General features: G+C 69.2%; 15 protein-coding genes. 5 read left to right on the forward strand and 10 right to left on the reverse strand.

The window, feature by feature from the left end; all coding sequences use genetic code 11:
• Together GA0115259_RS01880 and GA0115259_RS01885 are read right to left on the reverse strand one after the other, a co-directional pair.
• The coding region (locus GA0115259_RS01880) for a penicillin-binding transpeptidase domain-containing protein (protein WP_256097875.1) at nt 1–638 on the reverse strand (638 nt) is incomplete at its 3' end.
• A gap of 169 nt (nt 639–807) precedes the next feature.
• Nucleotides 808–1,641: an IclR family transcriptional regulator gene (locus tag GA0115259_RS01885; RefSeq protein ID WP_202449562.1), complete on the reverse strand. Its 834-nt coding sequence runs from the start codon at nt 1,639–1,641 to the stop codon at nt 808–810.
• 146 nt (nt 1,642–1,787) lie between these two features.
• Between GA0115259_RS01885 and GA0115259_RS01890 the strand changes: the two genes are divergently transcribed.
• Entirely contained in the window at nt 1,788–3,332 is a 1,545-nt protein-coding gene (locus tag GA0115259_RS01890) for an aldehyde dehydrogenase (NADP(+)) (protein ID WP_093589825.1), read from the forward strand.
• 24 nt (nt 3,333–3,356) lie between these two features.
• Here GA0115259_RS01890 and GA0115259_RS01895 read toward each other — a convergent pair whose 3' ends face one another.
• Together GA0115259_RS01895 and GA0115259_RS01900 are read right to left on the reverse strand one after the other, a co-directional pair.
• On the reverse strand, nt 3,357–3,743 hold the full coding sequence (locus GA0115259_RS01895) for a type II toxin-antitoxin system VapC family toxin (RefSeq protein WP_093589828.1): 387 nt from the start codon (nt 3,741–3,743) through the stop codon (nt 3,357–3,359).
• 21 nt (nt 3,744–3,764) lie between these two features.
• Nucleotides 3,765–3,986, reverse strand: a complete 222-nt coding sequence (locus tag GA0115259_RS01900; RefSeq protein ID WP_093589831.1) for a hypothetical protein — start codon at nt 3,984–3,986, stop codon at nt 3,765–3,767.
• A 200-nt stretch (nt 3,987–4,186) separates the two neighbouring features.
• On the opposite strand from GA0115259_RS01900, the gene GA0115259_RS01905 reads away from it, so the two are divergent.
• Both GA0115259_RS01905 and GA0115259_RS01910 read left to right on the forward strand, forming a co-directional pair.
• Nucleotides 4,187–4,936, forward strand: coding sequence for a DsbA family oxidoreductase (locus tag GA0115259_RS01905; protein WP_093589834.1), 750 nt, complete (start codon nt 4,187–4,189; stop codon nt 4,934–4,936).
• A 69-nt stretch (nt 4,937–5,005) separates the two neighbouring features.
• Nucleotides 5,006–6,055: an aminotransferase class V-fold PLP-dependent enzyme gene (locus GA0115259_RS01910; protein WP_093589837.1), complete on the forward strand. Its 1,050-nt coding sequence runs from the start codon at nt 5,006–5,008 to the stop codon at nt 6,053–6,055.
• 87 nt (nt 6,056–6,142) lie between these two features.
• Here the strand turns inward: GA0115259_RS01910 and GA0115259_RS01915 are convergent, their stop codons facing one another.
• Nucleotides 6,143–6,712 (reverse strand): MarR family winged helix-turn-helix transcriptional regulator, encoded by a 570-nt coding sequence (locus tag GA0115259_RS01915; protein ID WP_093589840.1) that lies wholly within the window; start codon nt 6,710–6,712, stop codon nt 6,143–6,145.
• Nucleotides 6,713–6,853: 141 nt separating this feature from the next.
• Here GA0115259_RS01915 and GA0115259_RS01920 point away from each other — a divergent pair, with 141 nt between their 5' ends.
• Nucleotides 6,854–7,918 (forward strand): alkene reductase, encoded by a 1,065-nt coding sequence (locus GA0115259_RS01920; RefSeq protein WP_093589843.1) that lies wholly within the window; start codon nt 6,854–6,856, stop codon nt 7,916–7,918.
• Between the two features lie 74 nt (nt 7,919–7,992).
• Here the strand turns inward: GA0115259_RS01920 and thpD are convergent, their stop codons facing one another.
• The 5 genes from thpD to ectA form a co-directional block, all read right to left on the reverse strand.
• Entirely contained in the window at nt 7,993–8,931 is a 939-nt protein-coding gene (gene thpD / locus GA0115259_RS01925) for an ectoine hydroxylase (protein WP_093589846.1), read from the reverse strand.
• A gap of 2 nt (nt 8,932–8,933) precedes the next feature.
• Nucleotides 8,934–9,332, reverse strand: a complete 399-nt coding sequence (locus GA0115259_RS01930; RefSeq protein WP_093589849.1) for an ectoine synthase — start codon at nt 9,330–9,332, stop codon at nt 8,934–8,936.
• Nucleotides 9,333–9,382: 50 nt separating this feature from the next.
• Entirely contained in the window at nt 9,383–10,711 is a 1,329-nt protein-coding gene (gene ectB, locus GA0115259_RS01935) for a diaminobutyrate--2-oxoglutarate transaminase (RefSeq protein ID WP_370747017.1), read from the reverse strand.
• Nucleotides 10,702–10,863 (reverse strand): hypothetical protein, encoded by a 162-nt coding sequence (locus tag GA0115259_RS39910; RefSeq protein WP_161230260.1) that lies wholly within the window; start codon nt 10,861–10,863, stop codon nt 10,702–10,704. The genes ectB and GA0115259_RS39910 overlap by 10 nt, the downstream gene beginning before the upstream one ends.
• 65 nt (nt 10,864–10,928) lie before the next feature.
• Entirely contained in the window at nt 10,929–11,489 is a 561-nt protein-coding gene (ectA, locus tag GA0115259_RS01940; protein WP_093589855.1) for a diaminobutyrate acetyltransferase, read from the reverse strand.
• Between the two features lie 476 nt (nt 11,490–11,965).
• Between ectA and GA0115259_RS01945 the strand changes: the two genes are divergently transcribed.
• Nucleotides 11,966–13,063 (forward strand): amidohydrolase family protein, encoded by a 1,098-nt coding sequence (locus GA0115259_RS01945; RefSeq protein ID WP_093589858.1) that lies wholly within the window; start codon nt 11,966–11,968, stop codon nt 13,061–13,063.
• The last annotated feature ends 367 nt before the right edge of the window (nt 13,064–13,430 follow it).

Raw genomic sequence — 13,430 nt, forward strand, 5'->3', positions numbered from 1 at the left:
GACCCGGGCGGCAGCGGCTGCCGCAGCGCGCGGTTGACCATCGGCTTGTCCGGGTCGCCGGTCAGCGAGCTCCAGGCGTCGCCGTCCGTCGTTCCGCTGATCCTCGTCGGGTCGTACGACGGAGTGCTGACCACCGCGAGCACCCGGCCGGTCACCGGATCGATGGCGACCGCCGCGCCCTTCTTGTTCCCGAGCGCGCGGTAGCCGGCCTCCTGTACGGCGGGCTCGATCGACGTCAGGACATCGCCCGGCGCGGTCTGCTTGCCCAGGATCGCGTCGAGCGGATTCTTCAGCCGGCTGTCCGTCCCGTCGAGCACCTCGGAGTAGATGCCTTCGAGCTGGGTGGACCCGTACGCCTGAGAGCTGTAGCCGGTCACGGGCGCGTACAGCGCGCCGTCGGTGTACGTGCGCTCGTACGCCAGATCGCCGCTGTCCGTCTTTCTGGAGCCCGTGACGGCCGAACCGGCCACGACGATGTCGCCCAGCGGCTGTGCGTACTGGGCGATGGTCCGGCGCCGGTTGTGCCCGTCGTCGGCGAGGGCCTTGGCCTCGTACGCCTGCACCCAGGTCGCCCGTACCAGCAGGGCGAGCACCATCAGCAGACAGACGACCGCCGTGTGTCTGATCGTTCTGTTCATCTTCGTCCCGTACGTAGTCCCGTACGAGGGACGAGCGGGCCGGCGGCGGTCGTTCCCGGAGGCCGGGCTTCTCAGGAACTCTTCAGGAACGCTGAGAGGAGGCCAGGGGCGCAGAGGTCCAGGGCTCGGGAGGCTCGGGCTCGGATGGGCGCCCTCGGTTCAGAGCCGCTCAGAGCCGCCGGGTCGCGAGCGTGAGCCGGTCGCGTGCGTCGAACAGGGCGTCCTTGATCATCTGCTCGTGCCCGGGAGTGAGCCGCGCCACCGGCACCGAGCAGCTGATCGCGTCGCGCGCCGGTGTCCGGTACGGGATCGCGATGCCGAAGCAGCGCAGCCCGAGGGTGTTCTCCTCGCGATCCACGGCGAAGCCCTGCTCACGTACGGTGTGCAGCTCCTCGATGAGCTTCTCGCGGTCGGTGATGGTGTGCTCGGTCAGCGCCGGCATGGTCTCCGGCAGCATCTTGCGCACCTGCTCGTCGCTGTGCGTCGCGAGCAGCGCCTTGCCGAGCGAGGTCGAGTGGGCCGGCAGTCTGCGCCCGACCCGGGTGAAGGGCCGCAGATAGTGCTGTGACTGGCGGGTGGCGAGATAGACGACATTGGTGCCGTCGAGACGCGCGAGGTGGATGGTCTCGGTGGTGTCGTCGGAGAGCCGGTCCAGGGTGGGCCGGGCGGCGGCCACGACCTCGTCGCCGTCGATGTACGAGGTGCCGACCAGCAGGGCCCGTACGCCGATGCCGTACCGCGTGCCCGTCGCGTCCGTCTCCACCCAGCCCAGCTCCACCAGCGTGCGCAGCAGCATGTACAGGCTGGACTTGGGGTAGCCGACCGCCTCCTGGACGGCGGCGAGGGAGTGCATGCCGGGGCGGCCCGCGAAGTATTCGAGCAGTTCCACCGTCCGTACGGCGGACTTGACCTGTGCCCCGCCCGCTCCACCGGTCTCCGCAGCCGGTGCAGCCGATGCGCTCGACGCACCCGAAGTACCCGACGCACCCGAAGCACCCGACATCGCTCTCGCCCCTTTTCGCCTTCCGGACCACTCTTGACCACACGGAACGCGCGGAAATAGAGTCCCCACAGATTCACTATCAAGAACTGTGTTCAGAATACCGAACAAGTTCCGATGGGTGGCAGTCGGCAGGGAAGGAAGCCGCGGTGGCAGCAGCACCAGTCTGGAGTGTCGACCCCCGAACGGGGAAGCCACGTGAACAGGTCGCGCACGAGGCCACGGCCGAGGAGGTCGACCGCGCGGTGCGCGGCGCGTACGCCGCCCGGGGCGCGCTCGCCGACCGTACCGTCCGCGCCGCCCTGCTCCGTACGGCGGCGGATCTGCTCGACGCCTCCGGCGAGCATGTCATCGAGGCGGCGGACGCCGAGACCGCGCTCGGACCGGTCCGGCTCACCGGTGAACTCGCCCGTACCACCGCCCAGTTGCGGGCCTTCGCCGAGGTCGTCGACGAAGGCGCCTTCCTCGACGTACGGATCGACCACGCCGATCCCGGCCGCACGCCGCCCTGGCCCGATCTGCGCCGCTGGAAAGTGCCGCTCGGTGTGGTCGCCGTCTACTCCGCGAGCAACTTCCCGCTCGCCTTCTCCGTGCCCGGCGGCGACACCGCGAGCGCGCTCGCGGCCGGCTGCCCGGTCGTCGTCAAGGCGCATCCCGACCATCCCGGCACCTCCGAGCTGTGCGCCTCCGTGCTGCGCAGGGCGGCGGTTCAGGTGGGACTGCCCGAGGATGTCATGACGCTGGTGCACGGCTTCGAGGCGGGCATCGAGCTGGTCAAGCACCCGCTGGTCGCGGCGGCCGGCTTCACCGGTTCCGTCCGCGGCGGGCGCGCCCTCTTCGACGCGGCGGCGGCCCGGCCCACGCCCATCCCGTTCCACGGCGAGCTGGGCTCCCTCAACCCGGTGGTGATCACCGAGGCGGCGGCCGACGAGCGCGCCGAGCAGATCGGTGCCGGGCTGGCGGGCTCCATGACGTTGGGCGAAGGGCAGTTCTGCACCAAGCCCGGCTTCGTACTGGCACCGGCGGGCGCCGCCGGCGACCGGCTCGTCACCTCCCTCACAGCCGCCGTCAGCGAGACCGAGCCCGGTGTGATGCTCGACCACCGGATGCGGGACGCCTTTGTCGCGGGCGTACGGGAACGGGCCGCGCTCCCGGACGTGGACGCGCCGATCACGCCCGGCGCGGGCGGCGAACACACCGTCAGCGCGGGCTTCCTCTCCCTGCCCGCCGAACTGCTCACCAAGGACGGCCCGCACGACCTCCTGCTGGAGGAGTGCTTCGGTCCGGTGACGGTGGTCGCGCGGTACGGCTCTACGGACGAGATCAGCGCGGTTCTCGCCCGGCTGCCCGGCAATCTCACCGCGACGCTCCAGCTCGCGGAGGCCGAGAGCGCGGGCACCGTGCCCGGGACCGCCGAACTGCTCGCCGAACTGACACCGCTCGCCGGACGTGTCCTGGTCAACGGCTGGCCCACCGGCGTCGCCGTGGCCCCGGCCCAGCACCACGGTGGCCCGTACCCGGCGACCACCTCCACCTCCACCTCGGTCGGCGCGACGGCGATCGAACGCTGGCTGCGCCCGGTGACCTACCAGTCCACACCACCCGCCCTGCTCCCACCGGAACTGACGGACGCCAACCCACCGGGCGTCCCACGCCGCGTGAACGGCCGCGCGGAGATCCCGGTACGCGACTGACGAAAGGCCCGGCCGCGGCCGGGCCTACGGCAGCAGGGCGAAGGAGAGAGGAGCCTTGGGGCGGACGACGCCGAAGTGGCGGCGGTCGAGGGTGGCGATGGCGTCGGCTCCCAGACGTTCGGCGACGGCGAAGACGGAGGCGTCGACCGCGCCGAGTGGGAAGTCGGCGTACTTCTCGACCAGTTCGACCATGCGGTCGATGTCCTGGGCGGCCAGAGGGATCAGGCTGATCTGGCCGGTGCGGACGGAGTGCAGGAAGGCGGATTCCGCACGGGTGCCGTGCTCGCGCTCCAGGAGGTAGCAGACTTCGGTGAGCACCGGGTAGGGCACCAGCAGCGGGCGCGGGGTGCGGCGCATCAGTTCGACGCAGCGGGCGTGGTCCTGATCATCGGCATCGGCGGCGGCGACCAGCGGCCCCGGTGTCCCAGATGATCACTCGGCTTCGCGTCCCAGTTCGGCGCGGAGGATCTCGCCGGAGCGGGCGCCCAGGTCGCCCTTGCCGCTGGAAAGCGCGCCGACGAAGTCGGGCAGCGGCCACTCCTGCCCGCCGTCCTCGGCGGGAGTGCTCTCGCGCACGAGGGCCAGTATCGGCGCGACCTGCGACTCCGGCAGGCGGTCGATCAGCTCGTGCAGCTCTTCACGCAAGGTGCTCATGACGCCAGGATAGGGACAACTCGCACGGCGTGGGAACCGGACGAGGGCGGACCGTCAGGACACTCCGTTCACGGTCTGTGCCTCTGACGGCAGTAGTGACGGCACCAACCTGGGAATGGGCCGCGGGGCCCGGGGCGTTCCCGCAGTGGCGGAGGGGGTCTTCGCTCGTGTGGGTGACGGAACCGGAGAGAAGCGGACATATGCGCGTCGAGATCTGGAGTGATATCGCCTGTCCCTGGTGCTACATCGGGAAGGCTCGCTTCGAGAAGGGGCTGGCCGCCTTTGCGCATCGGGACGAGGTCGAGGTGGTGCACCGGTCGTTCGAGCTGGATCCGGGGCGGGCCAAGGGCGATGTCGGGCTGGTGGTCGACATGCTGGCGGAGAAGTTCGGGCGGAGCCGTCAGGAGGCGCTGGCCATGGAGGAGCATGTGGCCTCCAACGCGCGGTCCGAAGGGCTCGGTTACCGGACCGAAGGGCGCGATTACGGCAGTACGTTCGACATCCACCGGGTGCTCCATCTCGCCAAGGCCCACGGCCGGCAGTACGCGCTGCTGGATCTCGCGTACCGGGCCAACTTCGCCGAGGAGCGTTCCGTCTACGACCAGGAGACCCTGGTGGGTCTCGCGGTCGAGGCCGGGCTCGTGGAGGCCGAGGTGCGCCGGGTCCTCGCCGATCCGGACGCGTACGCCGACGACGTACGGGCCGACCAGCGCGAGGCCGCCGAGCTGGGCGCGAACGGTGTGCCGTTCTTCGTGCTCGACCGGCGGTACGGCGTCTTTGGCGGGCAGCCGGCCGAGCTGTTCACCCAGGCGCTGGAGCAGGCGTGGCAGGGACGGGTGATCACGCCCGTCGCCCTCGCCGCGCCGGATGCCGCAGTGTGCGACACCGACGGTTCCTGCGAGATTCCGGGCACCGGAGCCCAGTCGTCGCAGGCCGGAGCCCGTTCATAAGCGCAGCTTGGGTATGACCATGAGAATTACGCAATTGACTATGAGGTAAGCGGGTTCCAGGGTGGGTTCATGGACACCCTGGGAGGCGCCGAGTTCGCGCCGGAGACGACCTATCTCAACACCGCCAGTTGCGGACTGCTGCCCCGCAGGGCCGTCGCCGCCGTACAGGCGCTCGCCGAGGAGAACGCGGCCGGGCGCGGCGTCGGTGCCGGAAGCTTTGAGACCGTCGGCGACGTCCGCGCCGCCTTCGCCCGGCTGATCGGTGTGCCGGCCGAACGGGTCGCCACCGGCGGCGCGGTCTCGGTCCATGTCGGACTGATCGCGGCGTCGCTGCCGGCGGGCGCCGAAGTCCTCTTCCCCGAGGGCGACTTCAGCTCGGTGATCACACCATTCTCCGTACGCGGCGATCTCAAGCTGCGGTACGCGCCGCTGGCGGATCTCGCGGAGGCGGTACGGCCGGGCACCGCGCTGGTGGCGCTCTCCTCGGTCCAGTCGGCGGACGGCCGGATCGCCGATCTTGAGGCGGTACGGGTAGCCGCCGCCGCGCACGGCGCCCGTACGCTGGTCGACACCACGCAGTCGACCGGCTGGCTGTCCGTGGACGCGGGCGCGTTCGACTACACCGTCACCGGTGGGTTCAAGTTCCTCGTCTGTCCGCGCGGTACGTCATTCCTCACGGTGAGTGAGGAGGCGCAGGAGTCGCTGGTGCCGCTGCACGCGGGCTGGGTCTCGGGCGAGGACCTCTGGGCCAGTACATACGGTCCCGTCGAGGAACTGGCCCACACCGCACGCCGTTTCGACGAACCGCCGTCCTTCCTCTCCTACCACGGCGCCGCCGAGTCCCTCGCGCTGCTGGAGGAGATCGGTGTCGAGGCGATCCACGCGCACGGCACCGCTCTCGCCGCCCGCTTCCGGGAGGGCGTCATCGGCCTCGGCCATGAGCCGGTTCCTGCCAAGGGCTCCGTCATCGTCTCCGTCCCCGGACTGACACACCGTCACCCCGACCTCGAACGGGCGGGAGTGGCCGTCTCGATCCGTGCGGGCTATGTACGGGCCGCCTTCCACCTCTACAACTCCACGGCGGATGTGGACCGGGCGCTGGATGTGCTGGCGGGCTGAGCGTCTGCTGCCGAGGCCCGGGGCGTAGTCGTAGCCCGGCCGGGATCCTTGCCTGACGGACCGTCAGTCAGTCCCGCGCCGCCGTGTCTACTCCGGGTCCGCCGAGCGCCGTTCCTCCGTCGCGCCCGCTTCTCCTCGCCGCTCCGGGCACTCCTGTGTCTCCCGGCAGAGGTTCTCCTCGACCTTGGCGAGCAGCCGCGCCAGCTCCTTGCGCTCGACCTCGTCGAGTCCCGCCAGCGTCTGTTCCTCCAGATCCGTCCACGCGTCCGCGACCTCCGAGCGCAGCGCGCAGCTGTCCCCGGTCGCCTCGACCAGCACCGCGCGCCGGTCCTCCGGATCGGCCGCGCGCTTCACATATCCGGCCTGGTCCAGCCGCTGGAGCATCTTGGTGACCGTCGACGGATCGAGATCCATCGCCTTGATCAGTTCGGACTGGCGCACCGTGTCCGTGTCCCACAGGCGCATCATCAGAAACTCCTGGCCCGGGTAGAGGCCGGTGCGCCGCAGCAGCTTCCCGGCGGCGATACGGTGCAGCCGCGCGATCCGGGACAGCGAGTGGCTGACCGGGCCGCCGCGTGCCGCACCCGGCGGACCGCCCGCGAGGCCGCCCGGCAGATCGCCGGTACAGGCGGGATCGTCCGTGCGTTCCGAGGTCATGGAAAAGAGTCTAGCTCGGTCGGCGGTTTAGGTTGGTCGGCCAAGGAATACGTTAGGGTGATCCACGGTTGATTGCTTGGCCGACCACATACCGGTCGGCGACATCTGCCGTGCCAGCCATTCACCGCTCTGGGAGCGTTCATGACCACAGCGTTCGACCCGATCGACCTCTCGGGTACGCAGCTCGCCAACCGCATCGCCATGGCCCCGATGACCCGCAGTCGCGCCTTCGGCCCCGGCCACTCGCCCACCGACTCGGTGGTGGAGTACTACGCACAGCGGGCCTCCGCCGGTCTGATCATCACCGAGGGCACCCAGCCCTCCGTGGTCGGCCAGGGATACCCGGACACTCCCGGTCTGCACAGCGCCGAGCAGATCGCGGGCTGGCGCAAGGTCACCGACGCCGTACACGCCAAGGGCGGCAAAATCTTCGCCCAGATCATGCACGCCGGCCGGATCGGCCACCCGGATCTGCTTCCCGACGGTCTGGTGCCGGTGAGCGCCTCCGCCGTAGCCGCGCAGGGACAGGTCTATCTCCACGACGGTCCCAAGGACTTCGTCACTCCGCACGAGCTGACCTCCGACGAGATCCGGGCGACCATCGCGGACTTCGTCTCCGCCGCCCGCAACGCGATCGAGGCCGGTTTCGACGGTGTCGAACTGCACGGTGCCAACGGCTATCTGATCCACCAGTTCCTGGCGCCCGGCTCCAATCTGCGTACCGACGAGTGGGGCGGCTCCGTGGAGGGCCGTATCCGCTTCGCGGTCGAGGTGACCCGCGCCGTCGCGGACGAGATCGGCGCCTCGCGCACCGCGATCCGGATCTCGCCCGGAAACGAGTACAACAGCATCGTGGAGCCCGAGCCCGACGAGGCGTACATCGCGCTGGTCAAGCAGCTGGAGCCGATCGGCCTGGCCTATCTGCATCTGATCGAGAGGACGCGCGACCTGACGAACGTTCTGCGCAAGCAGTTCTCGGGGACGCTCGTTCTCAATGTCGCGACCGAGGGATTCACCAGCGCCGACGAGCTGAAGCTGATCGAGGACGGTACGGCGGACATCATCTCCTTCGGGGCGCTCTTCCTCGCCAACCCCGATCTGCCGGCCCGGCTGAAGACCGGCGGCCCGTACAACACCCCTGACATGGCGTCCTTCTTCGGCGGCGACGACAAGGGCTACATCGACTATCCGTTCCTGGAGAGCTGACGGACGGACAGGAGTACGGGGCAGGCCATGGCGGTCTGCCCCGTACCCATGTCCCGGGGGGCGAGGGCCCGGTGTCAGCGCACCGGCGTGAAGTCCCGCGCGCCGATGAACTCCGGCCGTGGCGCGGGCGCCGCGAACGGCTCCACCGCCGCGTTCTCCACACTGTTGAACACGATGAACACATTGCTGCGCGGATACGGCGTGATGTTGTCGCCCGAACCATGCATACAGTTGCAGTCGAACCAGGTCGCCGAACCGGCCCTGCCCGTGAAGAGCCTGATGCCGTGCTCGTCCGCCATACGCGTCAGCGCCTCGTGCGACGGTGTTCCGGCGTCCTGCATCTTCAGCGACTGCTTGTAGTTGTCGCGAGGTGTCTCGCCCGCGCAGCCGAGGAACGACTTGTGCGAGCCGGGCATGATCATCAGCCCGCCGTTGGTGTTGTAGTTCTCGGTCAGCGCGATCGAGACGGACACGGCCCGCATGTGCGGCAGACCGTCCTCCGCGTGCCAGGTCTCGAAGTCCGAGTGCCAGTAGAAGCCCGAGGCGCCGAAGCCCGGCTTCACATTGATCCGTGACTGGTGGACATAGACGTCCGAGCCGAGGATCTGGCGGGCGCGGCCCACCACCCGCTCGTCGCGCACCAGCCCGGCGAAGATCTCGCTGATCCGGTGGACCTCGAAGACCGACCGTACGTCCTGGGACTTGGGCTCGATGATCGAACGCTCGTCCGCGCGTACGCCGGGATCGGAGACGAGCCGTTCCAGTTCGGCGCGGTAGAGCGCCACCTCGTCGGGGCCGATCAGCCGGTCCACGGTGAGGAACCCGTCCCGCTCGAAGCCGCCGAGGTCCGCCCGGGAGATCGGTCCCGGTGCGTCCGGTGCGCCCGACGCGCCCGCGCCCGGCGCCGGCCAGACGACGGGATCCTGTCGCGGAGTGGTCACCTCGCGAGGGCCACGGGTCGGGTACAGATCTGTCCGTTCAGTACGTTCCGTACGTACGGGAGTGGTGGTCATCGTCAGCCCTCCTCGGTCAGCAGCGGATAGACGCCGTTCTCGTCATGGTCCTCACGCCCGGTCACCGGCGGGTTGAAGACACAGACACAGCGGAAGTCGGTCTTGGGACGGAGCGTGTGGCGCTCGTGTCCGTCCAGCAGATACATCGTGCCGGGCCGGATCCAATGGGCCTCACCGGTCTCGTCGTTGGTGAGTTCGGCCTCGCCCGCCACACAGAGCACGGCCTCGATGTGGTTGGCATACCACATCGATGTCTCCGTGCCTGCGTAGAGGACGGTCTCGTGGAGCGAGAAGCCGACGTTCTCCTTGGCGAGCACGATGCGCTTGCTCTCCCAGGTGCCCGAGGCCGACTTCACATGGCGGTCGGTGTTCTCGATGTCCTTGAACGATCGGACGATCACGGCGTGTTGCTGCCTTTCTCTCTCGTGCGGATGTACGAGTACGGCGCTGATCAGGCGGTCTCCAGGACCGCGCGGGCCAGTGTGCGCAGGCCCTCGTCCAGCTCCTCGGGTGTGACGGTGAGCGGCGGCAGCAGCTTCACCACCTCGCCGACCGGGCCCGAGGTCTCCAGCAGCAGTCCCAGCTCGAACGCACGCGCACAGACGGCGGAGGCCCGCTCCTTGTCGGCGAACTCCAGACCCCAGACCAGGCCACGGCCCCGGAACTCCGCGACCGGGCCGGCCGTACCTGCCGTACCTGAGCTGTCGCCGCCGCTTCCGGTGGTGCTCCCGGCGGCGCTCTCCGCGCAGATCGCCGCGAGCGCCCGCTCCACCTGTTCACCGCGGGCGATGGTCTGCTTCTCCATCTGGCCGTCCGCCCAGTACGTGGTGAGCGCGGCGGCGGCGGTGACGAAGGCCGGATTGTTGCCCCGGAAGGTGCCGTTGTGCTCGCCCGGCTCCCAGATGTCCAGCTCGGGACGGAACAGACAGAGCGACATGGGAAGGCCGTAACCGCTGATCGACTTCGACAGCGTCACGATGTCCGGTGTGATGCCGGACTCCTCGAACGAGAAGAACGCGCCGGTGCGGCCACAGCCCATCTGGATGTCGTCGACGATCAGCAGCATGTCCTGGCGGCGGCAGAGGTCGGCCAGCTCCCGCAGCCACTCCGGGCGCGCGACATTGACGCCGCCCTCGCCCTGGATCGTCTCGACGATCACCGCGGCGGGCTTGTTCAGCCCGGAGCCCTGGTCGTCCAGCAGCCGCTCGAACCAGAGGAAGTCCTGTGTCTGGCCGTCCAGATAGTTGTCGAACGGCATCGGCGTGCCATGGACCAGCGGGATACCGGCTCCGGCGCGCTTGAACGCGTTGCCGGTGACGGCGAGCGAGCCCAGCGACATGCCGTGGAACGCGTTGGTGAACGAGACGATCGACTCCCGGCCCTTCACCTTGCGGGCCAGCTTGAGCGCGGACTCGACCGCGTTGGTGCCGGTCGGGCCCGGGAACATCACCTTGTACGGCAGGTCGCGCGGCCGGAGCACCACATTCTGGAAGGACTCCAGGAAGGCGCGTTTGGCGGTCGTCGCCATGTCGAGGCCATGGGTGATGCCGTCGCGCTCGATGTAGTCGATCAGCGCGCGTTTCAGCACCGGGTTGTTGTGGCCGTAGTTGAGCGCGCCGGCGCCGGCGAAGAAGTCGAGGTAGCTGTGGCCGTCCTCGTCGGTGAGGCGGCTGCCCTGCGCCCGGTCGAACACGGCGGGCCAGCCGCGGCAGTAGCTGCGCACCTCGGACTCAAGAGTCTCGAAGACGCTCAGTGCGGGCGGGGTGATAGTCACAGGAATCTCCTGCCGATGGGATGGAGAGAGAAGAGACGGAGGAGGAGGCTCGCCTCGCGTACGGAGGTGTCCGCGTACGCCGGGATTCCCGCGTACGCCGTGCCCGGACGCGTGCGCGGCGCGCGGATGCCGAGGCGGCCATGTGCTTTGTGCGCCACGGGGACTTCACCTGGTCGGCCGACCGGTCGACCAGCCGACCGACCAGGCCGGCGAGCTCATCTGCTCAGGGCGTCGGCTCGGCGGGCCGGCGGGAGAGCGGGCCGATCCGGTACAGCACCTCCGGCTGGTGCGTCCCGTCGGGAAACAGGCCACCGTCGAAGAGGACCTCACGCGTCAGCCTCGCGCCATGACGCGCGGCGAACGCGGTGAACAACCGGTCCGAGGCGGTGTTGTCGGGTGTCACGGTCGTCTCGATCGCCGAGATCCCCGGGTCCTCCGCCACTCTCGCGGCCAGCGCGTCGAGCAAGGTCCCGGCGAGCCCGCGGCCCCGCTGCCCGCGGTCGACGGCCACCTGCCAGACGACCAGTACATCGGGCCGCTCGGGCCGTACGTAGCCCGTCACAAAGGCGATCGGTACTCCTCCGTCGTCGCGCGCGACGACGGACGTGGCGGCGAAGTCGCGGCACCACAGCAGGTAGCTGTACGAGGAGTTGAGGTCCAGGACCTCGGAGTCACGGGCGATACGCCAGATCGCGGCTCCGTCCTCCACTCGTGGGGCGTCGATCGTCGGGGACGGGATGAATTCGCTTCGGGCGCCTGCAAGGTCTGCTTGTGCGGCGGTCATAGCCATTGAATTTACCGAGCAAATTCGAAAGATGCATCTCGGGAAGGGGTTGGGTGAGAGGGCGGCCTGTGTTATCACGCGTGCGCGGCTGCCGATGCGCACTCCCGTGAAGTTGGGTAGAATAAGCGCATATATTCGGGCGGGATGGCCGCGATCGTGGGCTCGGTCACATATCTGTAACGCCGGTGAGACCCGTCGGAATCGCCTGGAACTCCGGTGTTTAGCTCCTGGAGCAGCGGGCAGACGCTAACGGGAAGCTGTCTGCGACGAGGAATTCAACGGATAACGGCACCCGAATGCCCGCACCCGATATCGATAACCTTTTCTGTGTCCGCTTCCGCGCTTCTGCGCTTCTGTGTCGATATTCAATATTCGATATCCCGGATTCAGCGGGCGTCACCGGCTTCGGACCGGTGCTCGGGATCTGTCCGGTCGAGCCTGTCGACGGCCTCGTACGGCCTCGTACAGTGCTGTTCATGAGCGATCAGGCGGTGCTGCGGGTGAAGGGACGGGTGCTCGTCGGGCCCGAGGAGGTCAGGGACGAACTGTGGGTGGTGGGCGGCCGGATCAGTTACGAGCGGCCGGCCGGTGCCCGTGACATCCGTACCGTCCAGGGCTGGGCGCTGCCCGGTCTGGTCGACGCCCACTGCCATGTCGGCCTGGACCACCACGGCGCGGTGGACGACGCGACCAGCGAGAAGCAGGCGCTGAGCGACCGGGACGCGGGCGCGCTGCTGCTCAGGGACGCCGGATCGCCCGCGGACACCCGCTGGGTCGACGACCGCGAGGATCTGCCGAAGATCATCAGGGCCGGCCGCCATATCGCCCGTACCCGCCGTTACATCCGTAACTTCGCCCATGAGATCGAGCCGGAGGACCTGGTCGCCTATGTCGCCCAAGAGGCCCGGCGCGGTGACGGCTGGATCAAGCTCGTCGGCGACTGGATCGACCGGGACGCGGGCGATCTGACCGCCTGCTGGCCGCGCGGTGAGGTCGAGGCGGCCATCGCGGAGGCGCACCGGCTCGGTGCCCGGGTCACCGCGCACTGCTTCGCGGAGACGGCGCTGCGCGATCTCGTGGAGGCGGGCATCGACTGTATCGAGCACGCGACAGGGCTCACCGAGGACACCATTCCGCTCTTCGCGGAGCGCGGTGTGGCGATCGTCCCGACCTTGGTGAACATCGCGACCTTCCCGAGGCTCGCGGAGGGCGGCGCGAGCAAGTTCCCGCGCTGGTCGACGCATATGACCCGGCTGTACGAGCGCCGTTACGACACCGTGCGCGCGGCGTACGACGCGGGCATCCCGGTCTACACCGGGACGGACGCGGGCGGCGGGCTCGCCCACGGTCTGGTCGGGGCCGAGGTCGGCGAGCTGGTGAAGGCCGGTATCCCGCGCGTGGACGCCCTCTCGGCGGCCGTCTGGGGCGCGCGCCGCTGGCTGGGCCGCCCGGGGCTGGAGGAGGGCGCTCCGGCGGATCTGGTGGTGTACGACGAGGATCCCCGGGCGGACGTCGGGGTGCTGGCGGCGCCGAGGCGGATCGTGCTGAACGGGCGCGTGATTGACGGAGCGTGACGCGCGGGCGGCCGTTGTCGTTGGAGTGTCTTATGCGCGGTTGAGCCCGCGGTTTGTGTGTGCACTCCCGTGGGTGACCGGCGCACCACCCGGACGGTGTCACGGACGGGGCGGCGAAGAACGCATGTGCCACAAGAATCGAATATGAACCCGGAAACCCCACTTTGGAGTGAACTCACCCCAGGTGCCCGCCAGTTCACTCTTCGTGCGTAAAGATTCCGGTGTCTCGGTCGCCACCGCCGCGTGTCCCCGTTCGGCGGGCCGGCGACACCAAATCTCTTGTGGGGGTTCCACATCGTGAACAGCAATACCTTCCGCATGCCCGCACGCCGCTGCGCCGCCGTGATGGCCGCCGCCGCGCTGACGG

The organism is Streptomyces sp. MnatMP-M17, from assembly GCF_900091995.1.
In the GTDB taxonomy this organism is placed as follows: Bacteria; Actinomycetota; Actinomycetes; order Streptomycetales; family Streptomycetaceae; genus Streptomyces.

Excerpts from the sequence above, each read along its gene's own strand:
- GA0115259_RS01900 (WP_093589831.1), bottom strand. The coding sequence starts at position 3,986 with ATGAGCACCTTGCGTGAAGAGCTGCACGAGCTGATCGACCGCCTGCCG.
- thpD (WP_093589846.1), bottom strand. The coding sequence starts at position 8,931 with ATGACCACCACTCCCGTACGTACGGAACGTACTGAACGGACAGATCTG.
- GA0115259_RS01885 (WP_202449562.1), bottom strand. The coding sequence starts at position 1,641 with ATGTCGGGTGCTTCGGGTGCGTCGGGTACTTCGGGTGCGTCGAGCGCA.
- GA0115259_RS01945 (WP_093589858.1), top strand. The coding sequence starts at position 11,966 with ATGAGCGATCAGGCGGTGCTGCGGGTGAAGGGACGGGTGCTCGTCGGG.
- GA0115259_RS01905 (WP_093589834.1), top strand. The coding sequence starts at position 4,187 with ATGCGCGTCGAGATCTGGAGTGATATCGCCTGTCCCTGGTGCTACATC.
- GA0115259_RS01915 (WP_093589840.1), bottom strand. The coding sequence starts at position 6,712 with ATGACCTCGGAACGCACGGACGATCCCGCCTGTACCGGCGATCTGCCG.
- GA0115259_RS01920 (WP_093589843.1), top strand. The coding sequence starts at position 6,854 with ATGACCACAGCGTTCGACCCGATCGACCTCTCGGGTACGCAGCTCGCC.
- ectA (WP_093589855.1), bottom strand. The coding sequence starts at position 11,489 with ATGACCGCCGCACAAGCAGACCTTGCAGGCGCCCGAAGCGAATTCATC.
- GA0115259_RS01910 (WP_093589837.1), top strand. The coding sequence starts at position 5,006 with ATGGACACCCTGGGAGGCGCCGAGTTCGCGCCGGAGACGACCTATCTC.